General features: G+C 66.5%; 16 protein-coding genes, 2 tRNA genes and 1 pseudogene. 5 read left to right on the top strand and 14 right to left on the bottom strand.

From position 1 onward, the window contains the following. The first annotated feature begins 344 nt into the window (after window positions 1-344). The gene (locus tag CV1CTNOD_RS01185) at window positions 345-1742 is read left to right on the top strand and encodes an ATP-binding protein (RefSeq protein WP_165485257.1); all 1398 of its coding nucleotides are present in this window, start codon (window positions 345-347) and stop codon (window positions 1740-1742) included. 16 nt (window positions 1743-1758) lie between these two features. Here CV1CTNOD_RS01185 and CV1CTNOD_RS01180 read toward each other — a convergent pair whose 3' ends face one another. The 5 genes and pseudogenes from CV1CTNOD_RS01180 to CV1CTNOD_RS01160 form a co-directional block, all read right to left on the bottom strand. Further along, window positions 1759-1947, bottom strand: a complete 189-nt coding sequence (locus CV1CTNOD_RS01180; RefSeq protein ID WP_131784359.1) for a hypothetical protein — start codon at window positions 1945-1947, stop codon at window positions 1759-1761. After that, a pseudogene (locus tag CV1CTNOD_RS01175) lies at window positions 1923-2317 on the bottom strand (transposase); the annotation flags it as partial. The pseudogene CV1CTNOD_RS01175 and the gene CV1CTNOD_RS01180, both read right to left, overlap by 25 nt. 130 nt (window positions 2318-2447) lie before the next feature. After that, window positions 2448-3638, bottom strand: coding sequence for a catalase family protein (locus tag CV1CTNOD_RS01170; protein WP_131784357.1), 1191 nt, complete (start codon window positions 3636-3638; stop codon window positions 2448-2450). Between the two features lie 55 nt (window positions 3639-3693). Beyond that, window positions 3694-5046 carry a Dyp-type peroxidase gene (locus CV1CTNOD_RS01165; RefSeq protein WP_131784356.1) on the bottom strand — a complete coding sequence of 451 codons (1353 nt, stop codon included), beginning with the start codon at window positions 5044-5046 and terminating at the stop codon, window positions 3694-3696. Between the two features lie 117 nt (window positions 5047-5163). Then, complete coding sequence (locus CV1CTNOD_RS01160; protein WP_347402871.1) at window positions 5164-5817, bottom strand: hypothetical protein; 654 nt, start codon at window positions 5815-5817, stop codon at window positions 5164-5166. 1130 nt (window positions 5818-6947) lie between these two features. Between CV1CTNOD_RS01160 and CV1CTNOD_RS01155 the strand changes: the two genes are divergently transcribed. Further along, window positions 6948-7625: a GAP family protein gene (locus CV1CTNOD_RS01155; RefSeq protein WP_131784354.1), complete on the top strand. Its 678-nt coding sequence runs from the start codon at window positions 6948-6950 to the stop codon at window positions 7623-7625. Window positions 7626-7657: 32 nt separating this feature from the next. Here the strand turns inward: CV1CTNOD_RS01155 and CV1CTNOD_RS24295 are convergent, their stop codons facing one another. From CV1CTNOD_RS24295 to CV1CTNOD_RS01130, 6 genes are all read right to left on the bottom strand, one after another. Continuing rightward, on the bottom strand, window positions 7658-7813 hold the full coding sequence (locus tag CV1CTNOD_RS24295; protein ID WP_165485255.1) for a hypothetical protein: 156 nt from the start codon (window positions 7811-7813) through the stop codon (window positions 7658-7660). Continuing rightward, the gene (locus tag CV1CTNOD_RS01150; RefSeq protein ID WP_131784353.1) at window positions 7810-8526 is read right to left on the bottom strand and encodes a hypothetical protein; all 717 of its coding nucleotides are present in this window, start codon (window positions 8524-8526) and stop codon (window positions 7810-7812) included. Before CV1CTNOD_RS01150 ends, CV1CTNOD_RS24295 begins: the two co-directional genes overlap by 4 nt. 91 nt (window positions 8527-8617) lie before the next feature. Continuing rightward, window positions 8618-8693, bottom strand: a tRNA-Glu gene (locus tag CV1CTNOD_RS01145). 329 nt (window positions 8694-9022) lie between these two features. After that, window positions 9023-9745, bottom strand: coding sequence for a hypothetical protein (locus tag CV1CTNOD_RS01140; protein WP_131784379.1), 723 nt, complete (start codon window positions 9743-9745; stop codon window positions 9023-9025). A gap of 171 nt (window positions 9746-9916) precedes the next feature. Further along, window positions 9917-11656 carry a carboxylesterase/lipase family protein gene (locus CV1CTNOD_RS01135; RefSeq protein WP_131784352.1) on the bottom strand — a complete coding sequence of 580 codons (1740 nt, stop codon included), beginning with the start codon at window positions 11654-11656 and terminating at the stop codon, window positions 9917-9919. Window positions 11657-11870: 214 nt separating this feature from the next. Next, window positions 11871-12287 (bottom strand): hypothetical protein, encoded by a 417-nt coding sequence (locus CV1CTNOD_RS01130; protein ID WP_131784351.1) that lies wholly within the window; start codon window positions 12285-12287, stop codon window positions 11871-11873. A gap of 536 nt (window positions 12288-12823) precedes the next feature. Between CV1CTNOD_RS01130 and CV1CTNOD_RS01125 the strand changes: the two genes are divergently transcribed. Both CV1CTNOD_RS01125 and CV1CTNOD_RS01120 read left to right on the top strand, forming a co-directional pair. Further along, window positions 12824-14014 carry an acyl-CoA dehydrogenase gene (locus CV1CTNOD_RS01125; protein ID WP_131784350.1) on the top strand — a complete coding sequence of 397 codons (1191 nt, stop codon included), beginning with the start codon at window positions 12824-12826 and terminating at the stop codon, window positions 14012-14014. Between the two features lie 46 nt (window positions 14015-14060). Further along, window positions 14061-14321, top strand: coding sequence for a DUF6158 family protein (locus CV1CTNOD_RS01120; RefSeq protein ID WP_131784349.1), 261 nt, complete (start codon window positions 14061-14063; stop codon window positions 14319-14321). Window positions 14322-14375: 54 nt separating this feature from the next. Here the strand turns inward: CV1CTNOD_RS01120 and CV1CTNOD_RS01115 are convergent, their stop codons facing one another. After that, entirely contained in the window at window positions 14376-15182 is an 807-nt protein-coding gene (locus tag CV1CTNOD_RS01115) for an ABC transporter permease (protein ID WP_131784348.1), read from the bottom strand. Next, a complete protein-coding gene (locus CV1CTNOD_RS01110; RefSeq protein ID WP_131784347.1) occupies window positions 15179-16120 on the bottom strand; it encodes an ABC transporter ATP-binding protein in 942 nt (313 codons plus the stop codon). Before CV1CTNOD_RS01110 ends, CV1CTNOD_RS01115 begins: the two co-directional genes overlap by 4 nt. A 257-nt stretch (window positions 16121-16377) precedes the next feature. Between CV1CTNOD_RS01110 and CV1CTNOD_RS01105 the strand changes: the two genes are divergently transcribed. Then, window positions 16378-16453, top strand: a tRNA-Lys gene (locus tag CV1CTNOD_RS01105). Here the strand turns inward: CV1CTNOD_RS01105 and CV1CTNOD_RS01100 are convergent. Then, a partial coding sequence (locus tag CV1CTNOD_RS01100; RefSeq protein ID WP_242606262.1) for a recombinase family protein occupies window positions 16425-17744 on the bottom strand: 1320 nt, incomplete at its 5' end. The two genes, CV1CTNOD_RS01105 and CV1CTNOD_RS01100, sit on opposite strands and share 29 nt — an antisense overlap.

Below are 17744 nucleotides of genomic sequence, written 5' to 3'. Positions count from 1 at the left end.
CGGACACGTCGGGCAACCTGCCGTCCCGAGCCCGACCACAGCTGATCAGACCGATGGGACGGAGACACACGTTTCGTCGGGGAGGTCGCGGATCAGCAGCGTGACGTCGCCGCTGGTGGCCACGACCAGGCTGCGCCCGGAGGGCGAGAAGGCCGCGGCGCGGAACTCGGAGTAGCTCGCGTCGAAGACGACGGGTGGCGACGCACCCTCACGTTCACCCTCGACGGCCTGGGCAACCGACGGAGCGAAACCATAGCGCGTCTCGCGCAGGCTGCGATAGTCGCATGCTGCGATGGTCGCAGGTATGGTGGAGCGGTCGATCCGCTACCGAGGGTGGGATATTGGTGCGCTTCGTCAACCGGGTCAAGGAACTGTCCTTGCTGGACGAGTGGTTCGGGCGACCGGGGCCTCAGCTTGGTGTGGTGTGGGGGCGTCGACGAGTCGGAAAGTCGCACCTGCTGGCACATTGGGCAGCGGGTAAGCGGGCTGTCTATCACGTCTCACGCAACCGAGCGCCCGACCAGGAGCTTGCCGCGCTCTCGGCGACCGCGGCTCCGGTGCTCGCGCTTGCCAATCGCGACCTGGCCAGCCGTCCGTTTCGGGACTGGGACGAGGCATTCGAGCTTTTTCGGCAAACTGCGTCAGAAGCGCCGCTGGTCGTGATCCTCGACGAGTTTCCTGAACTGATCAAGAGCGATCTGCGCATCGAGAGCGCCCTGCGCGCGATCTGGGAGGGCATGGGCGACCATCCCGTCCGCCTGGTCCTGTGCGGCTCGGCGGTACGCACCATGGAGGCGTTGCAGGAGGAACGCGCCCCGCTCTACGGGCGGGCTACGCTTCGCCTGCAGGTCCGGCCGTTTCTGCCCAACGAAGCGGCGTTGATGCTGCCCGGCCTCGCACCCGCCGAGCGTGCCAGGGCATGGGGTGTCTGCGGTGGCATACCCTTTTACCTGGACCTGTGGGACCAGTTGTCATCATTCCGGGACAATCTTGCGCGACTTGTCGCGAACGAGCATGGGCTTTTTCTCAACGAGGGCCAGTTGATCCTCGCCACCGAGGACTTCGCCGGCGGTCGCCGCGAACGTATCCCGGAGCAGGTGCTGCGGGCGATAGCCGTCGGGCGCACCCGGTTCGGCGAAATCAAGGACGCGTTGGGCATCGACCCAACCCGGGCGCTGGCCGCATTGGCGGACCTCGGCCTGGTCCAACGGGTGCTTCCGGTCGGGCGCAATGCGGACCCACGGCGGGCGTACTACCGGGTGGCGGACAACTTTCTGGCCTTCTGGCTGTCGATCGCGGAGCCTCGCCGGGCGGCCATCATCCAGGGCTTGGGTAACTCCGTGGCGGACATCATGGCAAGCGAGTTCGACAACTTCATGGGCGACCGGTGGGAGGAGGCCGTACGCGCTCATCTCGTACAGACCATGGCGGATGATCCTCGGGTAGCGCCCGTGATCGAGGTCGGCCGATTCTGGCACCAGTACGGAACCGACCCGGCAGAGATCGACGTCGCCATGCTCAGCGGGCCGGCAGGACGGCTTAGCCTTGCCTCCGAGGTGAAGTGGGCCCGGCACGAAGAAGGAAGCCGTATCCTGCGCACGTTGATGCGCAAGGCGCACGCCTCTAATCTGGTTGGCCCACATGACCCGGAGCCGCTGTACGTGATCGCCGCGCGCGAGGAGGTGACCGGACAACTACCCGACGACGTACTCCGTGTCACCGCCGCCGACGTCTTCGCCTAGAGCACCGGTCAGGTAGTCAGGCTGCTTGTTGATCGTTTCTGTGGCGGGCGATGACATGGAGGTTGTGGACGACCGCGGTGCGGCGAAGGTCGAACAGGTTCTTGCGCTGCCCGTGGTAGCGGGCGCGGCGGCCCTGCCAGTGGCCGACATGGGCCAGGGTGTGCTCGACTGCGGTGCGTTGCGTTCGATCAGCCGCCGATCCCACCTGGCGTTGATCATCCGGGTGCGGAAACCGACAGGGCGCCCTTGGAAAACGGGGCCCGGTCGGTGTCCAGACAGTCCAGGACCAGCTGCCAGCGCCGGCCCATCACACAGGCCTCGATCACCTCGTCGTCGGAGACACCGGTGTGGGCCTGCAGAATCAGCGCCAGCGCCAGCTGCGCGGGTGGGACCGGGGGCTGGCCTTTCGGGCTGTCGCGGTAGACCTCGGCGAGCTCGGTCTGGAACGCCTTGTCGAACAACTCGTGGCGATACCGGCACAGGAACACGAACAGCTTCGCCCGCCGCACCAGCCTGATCACGGTTTGTTCCGCGGTCGAGGGCTCCACCGGTGGACGCCGCACCCCAGGACGTATCAGACAGCACCTTCTGATCACAGGCGGGCATCCGGCACCCACCGACCCGTGCTGCCTACCACAGGTCACATACGGCTACCTGACCGGCGCTCTAGCTGGCCCTTCTATCTGATGCCCGCCAGACCTGTGGTCAGGCTGTGAACGGCATCGGGTCGTGAGGGCCGGCCGCCTTGATTGACGCGTCGTCGCTATGGTGGGCCGGGCCAAGTACCTCGTCGGCGCTGCGCGGCTCTGCGCGCGGCTGCTGGTTGAGCTTGTGGCGCTCGATGGAGGAGTGCCGGTAGACCTCCTTGCGGGCCCGCATGATGTTGCCCAGGGGCGCGTGCTCGGCGGTGACCCGCCAGGGCGTGAAGGACAGCGCGTCCATCTTCTCCAGATTTTCCGGGTCGGAGATGTCCTGCTGTGGCAGCCGCAGCTTGGCCACGGTGACGGACGGCGAGAGCTGTTCGGTCCACTCCACGGTGGTGTCCTCCACCGGCATGCGCTCCAGGTCGGTGCAGAGTTGGACCTGGATGTCGAAGGCGTAGGGCCGCTCCTGCAACTCGGCTTGCAGGGCCGGTCGGAAGACCTCCGACGCGGAGGCCGGGTCGATGGCACGCCGGACCACCGCAGCGGCGGAGAGCGGGTCGGGGGCGATGCGCACCTTGGCGATGTAGTCCCCGTGCCTGACCGCGCCCATCGTCCAGTAGCTCGACAGCAGTACGTTGACCGGGGGGATCTTTGACAGGCGAAGGAAGGCCAGGAACTCGTCCCAGGCCCAGTCGTCCTGGTCCAGTGTTCCCTTTCCGGTCACAAACTCGGTAAAGAAACGGTGCGCGCCGGGTCGTCCCTGGAAGAAATAGGCCGACGCGTTCAGAAACAATTCCTGGATGAACAGGTAGTGCTCGACTGTATTGCAGAAGAAGATCGGTGCGTTGATGTTGGCGTAGTCGAATGTGCCTGTGTCCGGTTCGTCTTCCAGCAGGGTCGGACCGTTGATGTCGAAAATTTTCAGCGCCAATCCGGTGGCGCTGCCCAGTCGCGCGTCGGCTCCGGCGTGAGGCGAGCCGTTGGAAAAGCGGATGAGCGCATCGTGGGTTCCCGGAGTCGCGTAGATGCCTTGGGCGTACTCGGGGGGAAGCCCGGCCAGGATCTCCACCTGCCCTCGGACCAGCCCGTAGCCCTTGGCATGGGCGTCGCGGAGGGCCCGTCCGGTGTTACCGGCCTTGAGCGACTCGGTGATGTAGTTCTCGGTCTTTTCGATCACCGTCTGCAGGTTTTGGTCGAAGTGCGGGTCATCGTCTTCGACGTCAGGCGTGTAGGGGACGAACTGTGCTGCCATGACTTCGACCTCTCCTCGGAGAGCGTGGTGGGGCCTTAGGGGGCAGGAATCGCTCTCAGTCCTCCAGTTCGGCGAGCCAGCGCAGGGCGCGCAGACCTGGCAGGAAGCAGTACTCGCCGCCTCGGGTGACCACGAAGCTGGGCAGGTTCCGCAGGCGGCGCCGGACCGGCTTCTCCGGGATGGTGGCGCTTCCGGTTCCGTCGTGATGCCCGGCTACTGGGTCCTTCTCGCCGGGGTAGCCGATGAAGTTGCCGTCGTTGACCCACTCGGCCTTGATGAACTCGAACTGCCGTTCCAGATGGGCTCCGATGAAGACTCCGACCAGGCCCCGGTCTGCGCCGTCGTCCTCCAGCACGCCCTCTGGCAGCGGCGGGCCGTAGGTGGTGCCGCGCCGGATGAGGCGGTGCATCCGTGCGTCGCCGATGATGGTGGCATCGCGGGGGTTGTTACGCCGGATGTGCGCACCGGTGGGGCACCGGAAGCCGCGATCGTCGTTCTCCCGGTACAGGAAGTTGTTGTTCCGGTGCGGATCGGCCCCCAGCTCTGGATCATCGTGTTCCGGCGTCAGCGTGAGCGGCGCTCCGCTGGGCCAGCGCCCGACCATCTTGGCCGCCAGGAGTGCCTCCTCCTCGGCGCTGGAGGTGTTCGCGCGCAGGTATCGGCGCCAGGCCGCCACGTTGGTGTGGATCTTGCGTATGGCCGCATAGGTCCCGTTGCGCCCCAGCGCATCGGGGCTGGGCATGGGCGGCAGGCTGCCGGTTTCGTCGGGGTAGCCGAGAATGAATTCGCCGGCCTTGATGGGGGCTTCCTGCGGGTTGGAGCCGGGCAGTCCGACGCCCTCGATGTTCGGATGGCTGATGCCGTCGCGGAAGCCGAAGGTGGTGCGCCCGGTCGGGAGCTGGTGGACCTCCTGCTGCCAGATCACCTGGACACCGGGCGTGTCCTGGTAGGCGACGCGGGCCCGCTCCAGCTCCTTGTCCAGCTGCGCCGTATCGGAAGAGAGGGCGCTCAACGCGATGTGAACATCGCCTGTTCCAAACGGTGCCTCCCAGTGGGCCGGGGCGCTCTCGCCCACGTCGCCGATCCGCTCCACCCGAGCGGCCATGCCCTCACGAAACGCCTGCGGAAAGCTTTCCAGCGACTCCTGAGGTACCCCCAGGGCCTCCAGTCCCTGGTAGGTGAACGCCACAGCTACCCAGGCGTCCTGGCTCCGGTCCACGCTGGGCAGACCACCCGCGGTCACCGGGAGCAGCCGTCGCAGCAGGGCACGCCCGGCGTGGCGGTCATCGACGCGCAGGAAGATGAACTTTCCCTCGTACGGCACCGGCCGTGGACGCAGTGCCCCGCTTTGCACGTCGTCGATCTCGACGCCCACGCTGGTCGCGCTGCTGCTGTCTGCCGTGTTCATGATCGGTCGTGCCTCCACATCGGACTCAGCCTGGGCAGCCCTGCAGCGGCTGGCCGACGCCCGCCTACGCGGTCCACCGATGTTGGGTCGGCTCTGAGGGTTGGTTGTGTCCTGGTTCTAGCGCGCGGCTTCCTCCATCAGCTTCTGGAAGGCAGACGTGGCCAGCAACTCCGCGTTGGCCGGGTTCTCCAGCGCCGCCCGGAACTCAGGGGTGTCCAGCACCTCCTGGAACGCCTCGTTCACTCGCTGGTCCTTCCAGATCTGCTGAACGGTCAGATCGGGATAGGAGCTGACGAATACCCCCGCGGGCTCCTGGTGGGCGACGAACCAGTCCTTCGCCCCTGGATCGCTGACACCAGGGAACCCTTCGCTGTGTGAGAAGACCCTGTCGAAGTTCGCCCCGACTGCCGTCTTGCCGAAGTCGTCGATGTACGTGTCCCAGGAGCCGTCGAAGACGCTGGCGAACATAAACCGGGTCTCGTTGTCGAATATCACATGGCGTGCGTCGTGCAGGGTGCCGATCTGACGCATCGCCGCACGGTTCCCCTCGTCAGCCGACGCGCCGGCGATCTTGGCGAGATCCTCACGCAACGCATCTGCATGGCCCGGATTGATCTTGGTAAAGACGGTGAACTCGCCACAGACCCCATCCTTCATGCCCGGGCGCTCGGGCTGAGCTGACTGGCCCGCACCTGTCGTTGCAGTCATCGTGAGGTTCTCCTGCCACGGATCGGTCCGAGGGGCCGCCAAGCGCTCGAATATGGGCGCCATCGCCCTCACTACTAATCCTGACCGCGCACGCGCCGCCTCGCATCTCTCGCCATGGGTGATGTGGTTGCCCGGGGCGGATTCTCGAGAGGCTCCGGCACTGCGGGGTCCAGCCTGATCAGTTCACGATTCCCCGACACCGGCCGGCTACGGTCCATGCCCCACAGGCCGTAGAGGTGTGCGTCGTCCGTCACGGTGCGGAGAAAGAGAGTATTCTCGCGTGCCGGCTTGCTGTCGAGTTCGGGGAAGGCGTCACGGCGGGCTACGAGCAGGCCAGTGACCATGCCGGCTTGCGCCGGCACCCTGTCCCGATGAGGATGTTGGTGCCGTCCGGTCCGACGTCGTCACTCTGTGGTGCTGTGAGCCCGTAGGCCAGTGTGACGCGGAGGTCCTGAGGAATCCTGTCCTGCTGCCGTGAGCGCGTACCTCAGAATCTTTGGTGACAGGACCTCCCCAGGCGGTGCGTTGGTGTGCCGCAAGCCGAGGGAAGGAGATCTTTCCGTAGTTCTGGACCGGTTGGCTGGCCCGCGCCGAGTAGACCCGGTGGCGGCCGTAGTGGAGGATGCCTGACGGGCTGAGCGCGCCCAATATCATGATTATTTTTGCCGTGCTGGTGTTCCTGGGCTCCCAGCATGGTTCCGTATGCCCTCACCACTCCAGGCGTCGTCGGAAATCCTCACCTCAGGGCCAAGGTCCTCGCGTCCTGAGAAGCTCCCGAGGACAGATCCGGAAAGGCGCAGGAAGATGGAATGCGGACCTGCCGAGTACGTCGTCGTCAGTTCTCGGTCAGCCCTTCCGCGTGGCCGAGAAGACAGCCGCGCAGCCGACCGCGTAACAACCCGCCGCTCCGCCCAGGCGCCGTCCCGGCTGCACCGTCAGCCGGTTTGAGCGACGAGGCGCTCAGCAGTCCGGAACGTCTGGTCAAGCTGCTGGACGGGTGCCGACCGCCGAGGAGCTCGCTGTTCAGAAGGACCGTTTTCGGGAAGGCAGCGGCCCACGTCCAGGGTCCTTCTGCAGGCCCGGGGCACGTCCAACGACAGTCCCACGGCTGCCCGCCCAGGCCGGTCGGGTCACCCACTTCCGCCAAGCCTTGCTCAACTGGACCGCCACCCTGACTCCCTCTGGAGGTAACCATGGGCAAAGTTCTCGGTGACGTGCTGGGTCTTGCGGCCGGCGTCGCGATCAGCCCGCTCCCGATCATCGCGATCATCCTTATACTCGCCACGCCTCGGGGACGCCTCAACGGACTGCTGTTCGCCGCCGGCTGGATCCTGGGACTCTCGGCACTGGGCGCGGTGATGCTGGCGATCGCCTCCCCCGGAGGCGCCTCCGCCCACAATCACCCGGCCACCTGGGTGGGAGCTCTCAAGCTCGCTCTGGGCGTGCTCCTCGTCCTCTTCGGCGCCCGGCAATGGCACCGGCGCCCGGCGGATCCCTCGCAAGCCCAGCTGCCGAAGTGGATGGGCGCGATCGACCGCCTCACACCGGTCAAGGTATTCGGACTCGGAACGGCCTTGGCCGCGCTCAACGCCAAGAACGCCCCGCTGACCATCGCCGCGGGCGCCGCGATTGGCTCAGCCGGACTGCCGGTCGGGCAGCAGATAGCATCGCTGGCAATCTTCGTCTTGATCGCCACCCTCGGCCTGCTGGCCCCACTGGGAGTCTTCCTCCTCGGGGGAGAGCGAGCCAAAACCACGCTCGGCAATTGGAAAGACTGGGCAGCCCAGCATAATGTCGCCGTGATGGCAGTCCTGTTCTTCGTTCTCGGACTGAAACTGCTCGGAGACGGTATCTCTATCCTCACCTCCTGACAGGCTTACCCACGCGTGGCGGTGTGGTCCGATCACAGACGTGTGGAGCGTGCGTTCTCCTTCCCATCACCCAGAAAGGCCGTGGTCTGCGTCCACCAGTTGGTGAGCGCCCGCCAAGACAGTCCCATCTCCCCGAGCGGCTGGTCGTAGACAAGGCAGTGCTCAGCGTTCTCTACGATCTCGATCACGTTGTTGATGGCGTCACGAAGAACGAGGCGAGGTTTCGGGCCGTTGGCCGCGAAGATGAGATTCTTGAGTTCACCGGAGACGCCAGTGGGTCCAAGCTGATTGAGGATAGTCTCCAGCTCGTCGCTTCCGTATTCCTTGATGATCCTGCGGGCGAGTTCAGCCAGCTCCGGAAGTGTCTTGGTGAAAAACCGACTTCTGACATAGATGTGCTTACTGGAGTAGGGGCTGTCGTGGTCGTCCCGAGCAGGGTCGAGCCCGAGAAGTGCGACGCATACCTCCATGCGGCCTCGACGTCATACGCCTTCACGTTGAGCGAGACTGCGGCGGCGATGGCGTCTTCCGACCACCCGACAAGTAGGAGAGAACCGACATTGTCAAATGTGGCCTTTCCGTACTCGCCTATGATCAATGGCTCGGCTACGTTGAGCGCGAGTGTAACCAGACTCGCGAAGAGCAGGAGCCGGCGTACGGGCCGGATCTGCTCGGCGTTCGCCCCTCGTTGTGCGAGTTCGCGGGTGGCGAGGAGACCAGCGATCACGGAGAGGTCGACGGCCGGCGCCACGAGCGAAGCCACGTACATGGGGACGCCGATCTTGATCCCCAGCGCCCAGACGTTGCCGAAGGCGAAGAGGAAGCTCAGCGCCACGACCGTGCCGATCAGAAAGATGATCATCTTGACGGTGGGGCTGGCGTAGCTGGGCGCCCGGTTCACCGCTCGCTCCGCTGGGCCGGCAGATCGAACTCGCCTGCGATGACAAGCTGACCTGTAGTAACGGAGGAAGATGACCATGCACGGGTCTGCGTGGTGCCCCCAACGGGATTCGAACCCGTGCTACCGCCTTGAAAGGGCGATGTCCTAGGCCGCTAGACGATGGGGGCGGGCAGCAACGATCGGGCTGGACTCACAACTCGGACGCAGCGTGTCTGTCGTCGGCAAGGCAAGTCGAGCATAGGGGACGGTGGGCCGTCGCGACAAACTGCCTCGCGTCCACGGCTCACCGAACCGGACCGAAGTGGGCCGGGGCAGGGCGGTCAAGCTGGTCGTTCGTCAGGGCGGCCAGCCAGCCGGAGGGTCGACCAGCCGGAGGGTCGACCGGTCGGGGGGTCGAGCGGTCGGGGGGTGATCGGTCGGCCAGCCGGCAGGTCAGCTGGTCGTTTCGTTCGTGCCAGGAGAGTGGGTCGGCGCCGCATCCGGTGAGGTCGTGAGGTCAACCGGCCGTGATCGCTGGCAGCGGGTTCGTCCAGCGGTATCCGGTGCGGAAGAACGCTCGCACTGGACGCCCACCGATGGCCAGGTTGTGTGTGATCGGGACCGGGCCGCTCGGGCGCACAACGTCGAACGACAGCGTCACGGCGTCAGCTCGGTCCAGTGGTGTGTTCGGGTCGTAGACCCGCAGTGTGACTGCGGTTTGCCGCTGTTCGTAGGCGTAGGCGAGCACCTGGTGGTTGTGCCCGAGCTGGAAGGGGTCGTAGGAGCGCAAGGTGATGACGCCAAGAGGGGACAGCACGCCACGGTCAAGGTCGAGCCGCACCTGCGGCCACTCGTTCACAACGGTGATCCGCCCGGCGCCGCGCAGCGTCAACGATGATCGGGCGGTGTCCGCGTCCGGCGTGGCCATGAGCCGGTAGAAGCGGGCGACGCCACGCGGGATGTCGAAACTGTCGAACAGCCGGCGGACGATGTAGCGGTAAAGAGGTGACCCGGGTGACGGCGGTTCCTTCACCGCGGGTGGGAGTAGTTTCGCCTCGAAAAGATCACGGGTGGTGTAGACCATGCCGCCACACAACCCGCGGCTGGCATCCCCGATCGCGACCCGGCCGATGCCCGGAATCATGATCTTCAGGACGGGCTGCCTGGGAAAGTCGTTGGTGAAGGGAAGGGCCTGGTTGCTCGGCAGGAACCCGTCCACGACGGCGTGGGCGTCGACCATCATCGTCTCCCTTCGCCTGGGACCGGTATGTGCGTCCAGGGTCTCATCCGGACGGAGTAGGCAGAAGTCGGCCGAAGCCGGAAGTCCTCGACCTGCGCTGCTTATTGCCCCTGGCCGCCCTGGTGCCTCTGGCGGCAGGAGGGGCTGTCGCTGGCCGCACCTGGCCCGGCGCTACCGCCAGATCTCGCAGTGATGTTCGCTGGCGAGGGTGCTGATCGGATGGATGTCGCCCGGCGTGATCGTCAGTGTTCGTGCCTGCTCCCCGGTATGGGTCGGCCATACGGGAGGCGATGCTGTGGGGGCTGTCCGGTCCGCCGCACCTGTGCCACCTTTTTCGTTTGGCGGCATGTTCGGGTCTCCGGTGGCCGCGAACCGCGTCCAGTATTCGATCATCGTGGTGGACAGTTTCCTGTGCGCGGTGCTGGTCCATTTCTGGTTGGCCTTCGGGATCAGGTAAGCGATTTCCCATCCGTGCGAGGCGCCGGCAAGGGTGTCCGGCATGGACGGGGCGATGTCGGGCAGGTCGAACTCGTAGGAGAAGACCGGCACACCGGCCTGGGCCAGCATGGACGCCGAGGTCGCACTCGGGCAGGTGAACATCGCGTCGGTGATGACGCGGGCGAGCCGTTCCGTCGGTGGCGCCGAACCCGCCGGATAGCCCCTGAGGATGGTATCGATCATGTCGTGGAAATGCCGATCGAGGATTTCGGCCACCTGCCGGTCGGTGATTGTCCCGGGCCGGTCGTTCCAGGCGGTGGTGAAGCCGCGTCCCTCGTCTTTCACCGTCCCGATGATGACCGGCACTCTCGCGAAGGCGCCCGTGACAATGGCTGTGGATATCGGCGTCGGCAGTGTCCGTCCACCCACCACGGGCGCCCACGGAAACGGACTGAGGATGTCGGCCTGCCGGTCGGCTGCGGCCAGCACGGTCCGAGCGGGTATGGCACGCATGCAGGCAGCTGTCCGGGCGGGATCGGTACAGCCGAGTCTGCGTGCGACATCGGTCCCGGTCCGCTCGGCATCCTGCATTGTCGGGAACGGCCACGTGCACGGGCCGCTCTGCACGATCGCACGATGGAACAGGCCGAACGCGGGCGGGGAGGAGAGAAGGGCGCAGGTATTGATCGCACCGGCTGACTCGCCGAAGACCATTACATTTCCGGCGTCGCCGTGGAATGCTGCGATGTTGTCGTGGACCCAGTGCAGCGCGGCCGTGATGTCCCCAATCGCGTATGTTCCGGAGTCGTCCGTCCGCGATTGCCCGCTCTCGGCGTTCAGCGTTGGCAGGGCGAGGTATCCCAGGATGCCCAGGCGGTATTCGACCGAGACGACGACAACCCTGCCCGCCGCGGCGAGCACGCTTTCGTCGTATTCGTTTGCGGAGCCGCTGACGAAACCGCCGCCGTGGATCCAGAACATCACCGGCAGCAGGCTGCTGCTCGTCCTGCCGCTGCTTGTCCTGCCGCTCGTATCGTGGCCGCCGTCGATGTCGATATCAGCGCCTGTGTCAGGAACGTGGACGTTGACGAAGAGGCAGTCCTCGTCGGACTGCTCGCCCAGGCCGCCGTCGCTCGGGCTGCCCTGAAGGCAGGGGCGTGCTTTCTGCGTGGCGTCCCGAACGCCCTGCCAGGATTCGGGGGGTTGGGGTGGCCGCCAGCGCCGGTCGCCGACCGGCGGTGCCGCATATGGGATTCCGTAGAAGGACGTGCCCAGGGAGGTGCGTACGCCCCGAACCGTACCGCCGGTTATGGGCGCGATGGTCTGGCTGATTCTCGTTGAACCTCTGCCGGCGCGTTCGCGGTCATCGCTCGTCGAGTTGACCGAGCACGAGACAGCCGCAAGGCAGGACGTAACGGCGAAACACAGCAGTACCGCGCACAACGTCGTACGCCGGATACGGACCGGCGCCATGGCTGCTCCCCGATGTCATGGTCCATGCCCACGATCGGTCCATGCCGGTGGCCGGTGGCCGGTGCGGATCCAGCGGCGATGACAGGTGCTCGTCCGCCGCACGGCCGCGGTGGGCAGGTAACGCGTGCACGAAACTGGTAATTATATGCAAGGTATACGGCCCGGGCGCCGTGAGCCGGAACCGGAACCGGACAACTTGCACCCTCGGGCGCTCTCAGTGATCAGGGCCGGCAAGACTCTTCGCCTGGCGTGTCGCCATGACGGATGCCCGCAGGTCAGCGGCTGGATGGAAGGTGATGGAACCGCTTGCCTCCGGGGGTTTCGGTGTCTTCATGGATGCCGGCTCGGGGACGTCGCCATGACTGTCAACCACCAGTTGCGTCCCGGTGGGTGGTGCGATGACGGGGGCGGCGGCGTTCATCATTCCCGCGGCCAGGCTCGCTGTTGTGGTCAGGCTCGTTCTTGCGGCCAGATAGGTTTTCGCGGCCGGGTGCGGGGCCGTTCGGGCCGTGAACACGATGGGGAGCGGGTCATCCGCACTCGTGAAACGGCAGGCGTCCGCGATGACCGCGTCCCTGCGGTCGCCGGTATCCGCCGCGATGGCGGAGCCAAGCTGTAGGGCGGCTCTCACAGGATCCGCTGCCCTGAACAACATCGCAATCGGCCCACCCACCGCGACAGCCATTGCAAGGATCAGCGCTTGAACAACCAGCGTGGTGCTGTGTCCCACGCGGGTGTGGAGAACTGGTCGGAACATCCGTCCCGGCGCCTGTCGCAGGGCACGGCGACCTGAAGCGATGCGGTTACCTTTCCTGTCGTGACGGTAGCTGCCGTGACGGTAGCCCACATTCATGGTGGCATCACACGACATCGTGTGGCACCCCCATATCTTGGCCTGTTGCTATGGTTTTAGCTGATATAAGCGGTACGCTAACCGGTTCTGCTGCCATGCGTAGTGCTGTCGCCACGCGTTGGGCAAGCGTGGATGTTGTGTCACCGACCGTAGGCGCTCCTGGGGTGGGTCACGTTTGGTATCCGCAGGACGGGACACAAATCAATTACCGTTCGCCGCATTACAGCTACCTGTAGTAACACGATCGGCGGTGGCAGGACGTGCGGCGGCGTCGGGCACCCGTCCGCACACGCACATGGCATGAGGTGGACCTGATGACAACGAGCGTCACGATGGCCAGCCCGTTCGACATCCCGCTTGACGTTCCGCCGGGCGCGGATCCTGATCGGGCGCTGCCCGCGGATCTGTCGGATCCGACCCTGGTGGGCGCGGCGCTCGGCGCGCTCATCGAGTCTGGCCGGCTCGATCTTCCGCTGCCCGCGGCGGGTTCCACCGCCACGCGCTGGCGTGCCCTTGCTGATCTCGCTGTCAACGATGTCACGCTGGCACGGCTGGCGGACGCGCACGCCGGCGCAGTGACGATCCTGGACGACCTGGGCGGGCCGGCACCGGAGCGCGATCAACGATGGGGAGTGTGGGACGTCGACACTGCGGTGAGCCCACTGGTTGCCCGCCGGGGTCCGGACGGCTGGACGCTGCATGGCGCCAGGTCATCGTGCTCGGGGGCGCGGCTGCTCACCCACGCGTTGGTGACAGCCGAGATCACTGCCGTCAGGACCGGGGAGGCACGCCAGCTGTTCGCCGTGCGGCTGGACGATCGCAACATCGCGGTGGCTGCGGGCGGGCGAGCGTCCCAGATGATGACCGGTGCCGACACCGCGACCGTCCTGTTCGACGGGGCGCAGGCCGTCCCGGTGGGTGGACCTGTCGGGACGCCCGGCCGGTCCGGTGCGGTCGCGACGTACACGGACCGGCCTGTCTTCTGGCATGCCGCGGCAGGGGTTGCGGCCTGCTGGTTCGGTGGCGCGATAGGAGTGGCCCGTCCGCTGTTCGCCGCCGGCCGTCTCGGCCGAGCCGACCACGAAGGCTGGGCCGACCATTCCGCCGGCCAATACGGCTCCGCCGGTAACCATGGGCCCGCCGGTCAACCCGGGCGGCCGCTGGACGCGCGCGCGTTGGCCCACCTGGGCCGGGTGGACGCACTGCTGATGGCCGGGCGCTGCGTCCTGGAGACGGCGGCACGGGAAATCGATGCCGATCCGGACGATGCCGGCGGGTCGGCACGGCGGCGTGCGTTGCAGGTGCGGGCCACGATCGAGGCAGGTGCGGCGGAGGTGATCGACCTGGTGGGGCGCGCGCTCGGCCCGGGTCCGTTGTGCTCCGACCGTGGCTACGCCCGGCGTGTCGCGGACCTTGGTTTCTACCTGCGCCACAGCCACGTCGAAAATGATCTTGAAGCGCTCGCGGGTGTCGTCCTGGACGACCTCGATCCGTTCTGGTGGTGACTGGCGGTAGGTGACCGCAGCAGGCCAGGCGGGTACCGGGGATGGTATGAAGCATCGTCCTGAAGGCGTCCCGCCGGGCGAGCTGTCCGACGAGGACCTCGTCCGCGAAGTGGAACACCTGCACGAGACCCGGCACGAGACGTTCCTGCACGGCACCAGGGAGGCGTTCGACACCCACACTTCACGGATGCTCAGCCTCGAGTACGAATACCTGCGGCGGTTCGCGCTGGCCCTTGCACCGGACCCGCTACGGACCCGCGCCGGCAGCCGCCGTGCCGCGGTCGCCGCGGGCCGGGCCAGCTCGTGACGTCCCTGGCCTGACCGGCTCATGGTCTCCTGGACCGGCTCGTGATGTTCCGGGTCAGCTCGTGATGTCCCGGGTTGCGAACACGATCCGGGCCAGGGCGAGCATGGCCGTGCCGTAGCCTCCCTCGAGCATCAGCCCATGTTTCATGCCGGACCAGGGGACCGGTTCGCGGAACAGGTCGACGAACGCCATCCAGTAGTGCGTGGGCAGGTAGGGCTGGATGATCTCGGCGGACGGGAGCTGGTCGAGCACGCCCGCGGTGACCAGGATGCCGAGCGCGCCGAGGGTAGCCGCGAGCGGTGTGGATGCGATCGTTGACAGGAACAGCCCGCATCCGGCGATCCCGAGCATGGAGGCGGCCACGAACAGCGCAGACAACCCGATGCGGGCCGCCGCCTCCGGCAGGGAGAAGGGCGGACCTGTACCGGACAGCGGCTGTATGGGAGCGAGCCCGAACAGCCCCCATCCGACCGTGAACGCGGTCGAGGTCACCGCGCTCACCGCGATCAGCAGGTAGGCGATGATCGAAATCATCTTGGCGGCCAGTAACCGCCCTCGTCCGACCGGGCGTATCACAAGATAACGGAGGGTACCGGCGTTCGCTTCGCCCGCGATTGCCTCTCCAGCCAGCAGAAGCACCGCCACCGGCAGGAACAACGGTAGGACGAGAGCGAGGGCCGCGACCGGGAACCACGTGCCGTTGCGGACGACCTCGGCAAGGAAGGCCGGGCCCACCGGTTTCGAACCGACCCCGCTGATCTTCATGAAGACGGCGACGATGACCGGGAGCGTCGCAAGCATCAACACCGACACCCACGTCCGCCGCCGTATCAACAGGAGGTGTAACTCGACCCGGATCATCGCTCACCCACGGCGGAATCCCAGTCGTCGCTTCCGCTGCTTCCGTCGCTACCGGTCAGCTCGAGGAAGACATCCTCGAGAGTTCGCCGCTCCACCACCAGCTCGTGCACCCGCACACCGGCCGAGACCAGCGCGGCGTTGAGCGCCATGGGGTTCCGCGTCCGCGCGATCAGGGAGTGTCCCTCCCGGGCCTCCAGCACGCGCTCGAGCAGGTGCGCGGCAAGGTCGGAGTCCGGGGTGCGCAGCGTCACCCGGCCGGTCGGACCACACAGCGCGTCAAGCGAGTCGTGGGCGACAAGACGGCCATCGCAGATGATCGCCGTTTCGGTGCAGAGCATCTCGACCTCCGCGAGCAGGTGCGAGGACATGAAGACGGTCGTTCCCGCGGCATTCAGTTCGAGCAGCAGGTCACGAATCTCCCGGATACTCTGCGGATCAAGCCCGTTCGTCGGCTCGTCCAGAATGAGTAGTTTGGGGTGACGTAACAGTGCCGCGGCAAGGGCAAGTCGCTGTTTCATCCCCAGCGAGAACCTGCTGATGGGCCGGTCGTCGACGTCGCCGAGCCCGACCCGTTCAAGAGCTTCCTCGATCCGCTTGCGGCGCGAGCGCCGGACACCCCCACGCCCGGCCGAGTCCAGCGCAGCCAGCTCGACCCGGGCGGGCAGGAAGGTGTGGAACGCGGGGGCCTCCACGAGTGCGCCGATCTTTGGCAGCACCTGCCGGGCATGGCGGGGCATGCTCCGGCCGAGCAGCCGGACACTTCCGGCGCTCGGGCGTACCAGCCCGAGCAGCATGCGGACGGTCGTGGACTTGCCCGAGCCGTTGGGGCCGAGAAACCCGAACCGGTCACCGGACATCACCTGAAGGTCAAGGCAGTCCACCACGGTCCGGCTCCGGTAGCGTTTGGTCAGACCATCCGCATGTATCGCGAACGTCATGCCGGTTCCCGCCCGTCGTCGGCAGCAGCGGGCATGAAATAGTCGCGCGTCAGGGCCGGCGGGGCAACCGGGCCGGGCCCCATCGGTGTCCGGGGGAGTCGACCCGACGCGTCGGAACAGGATGATCGCAAGGTAGGCACTGTAGTACTAGTAAACCGGGGCTATTACGTGCCATCGACAGACGGGGGCAGATCGAGTCGAGCGCACGGGTCCTGCCTTCGTGGGAGCTTGCCGCGGCAGGTACGATCAGGGGCAGCGGGCCGTTAGCTCAATAGGTAGAGCAAGAGACTTTTAATCTCTGGGTTCAGGGTTCGAGCCCCTGGCGGCCCACCATGTTTGGCATTGTACGAACCGCTCCCTTCGGGGGCGTTGTGGCTGGTAGGGCGGCTGCGGCGGCCTCGGTCGGCTCGGGTCTGGGGACTTTGAAGACTGGTTGGAGCCGTCCGGGGCCGAGGATCTTGACTTCGTGGATGAGGGCTTCGACGAGGGCCTTGCGCTGAAGGTCGGTGCCGACCTCGACGATCGTATCGATGTGGCCTGCGATCTTGCTGAGGGTGGCGCGTGGGGGCATGACGGGTTCGTCGTCGATCTGGGCGGTGAGTTCGGTCTGTCGGCGCCGGAGCTGCTTCTGCTTGGTGCGCAGCGCGGCGAGTCGGGTGGCGAGGGTTTCTTCGTCGAGGGTGCCGCGCTCGAAGGCGGATAGGTAGCGGTCGATGGCCTGGTCGGTCTGGGTGAGGTCGGCTTGGACGGTGGTTAGTTCGCCGGTGCGGTCGGAGTGGGCGTCGTGGTGGCGCTGGCGGGCGTGGTGGACGGCGTCGGCGATGAGCTGCTGGTGGTCGCGGTAGAAGGCGGCGAGTGCGGTGAGGACGGCTTGGTCGAGGGCGTCGGCGTCGAGGCGGGGGGCGTCGCAGCGGTCGCGGCTGTAGCGCAGGCGGGTGAAGCAGGTGTAGTAGCGGTAGGTGCGGGTGCGTCCTCCGGCGTTGGAGCCGAGCATCGCTTTGGCGCATTGTGGGCAGCGCATCCGGCCGGTGAGGTAGTAGTCGGAGTCGCTGGCGGCTCGGTGGGTGTGTCCGTCGCTGCGGATGGTGAGGATCTTCTCGGCCTCAGCGAACTGGCCGGCCTCGATGATCGGCTTGTGGGTGTCGGTGACGGTGATCTCGCGGAAGGTCAGCTCGCCGAGGTAGATGCGGTTGTCCAGGACGCGGAGCACCTGGTGTCCGGACCAGGGGCCGCCGGTGGTGGTGCGATGGCCGCGCTCGTTGAGGGTCTTGGCGATGGCGCGGGTGCCGACCCGGTCCTTGACGTAGAGGTTGAAGATCAGACGGACGACGGGCGCTTCCTTCTCGTCGACGAGCAGCTTCCAGTTGGCGCGGTCGACCTGGTAGCCGAAGGGCCGGTTGCCGCCCATCCACAGGCCCTTGGCGGCTTTGCGTTCCATGCCGGCGATGACCCGGTCGATGATCGTGTCGCGCTCGAACTGCGCGAACATCGCGAGCATCTGGAGCAGCATGCGGCCCATCGGGGTCGCGGTGTCGAACGGCTCGGTCGCCGAGCGGAACACGACGCCGGCCTGGTCGAGTTCTTCGAGCAGGGTGACGGTGTCGCGCAGGTTGCGGGAGAGCCG

It is taken from the genome of Protofrankia symbiont of Coriaria ruscifolia, from assembly GCF_900634745.1.
GTDB lineage: Bacteria > Actinomycetota > Actinomycetes > Frankiales > Frankiaceae > Protofrankia > Protofrankia californiensis.
Note: the sequence above shows the minus strand (reverse complement) of the source record. Positions and strands in the feature narration are given on the sequence as shown.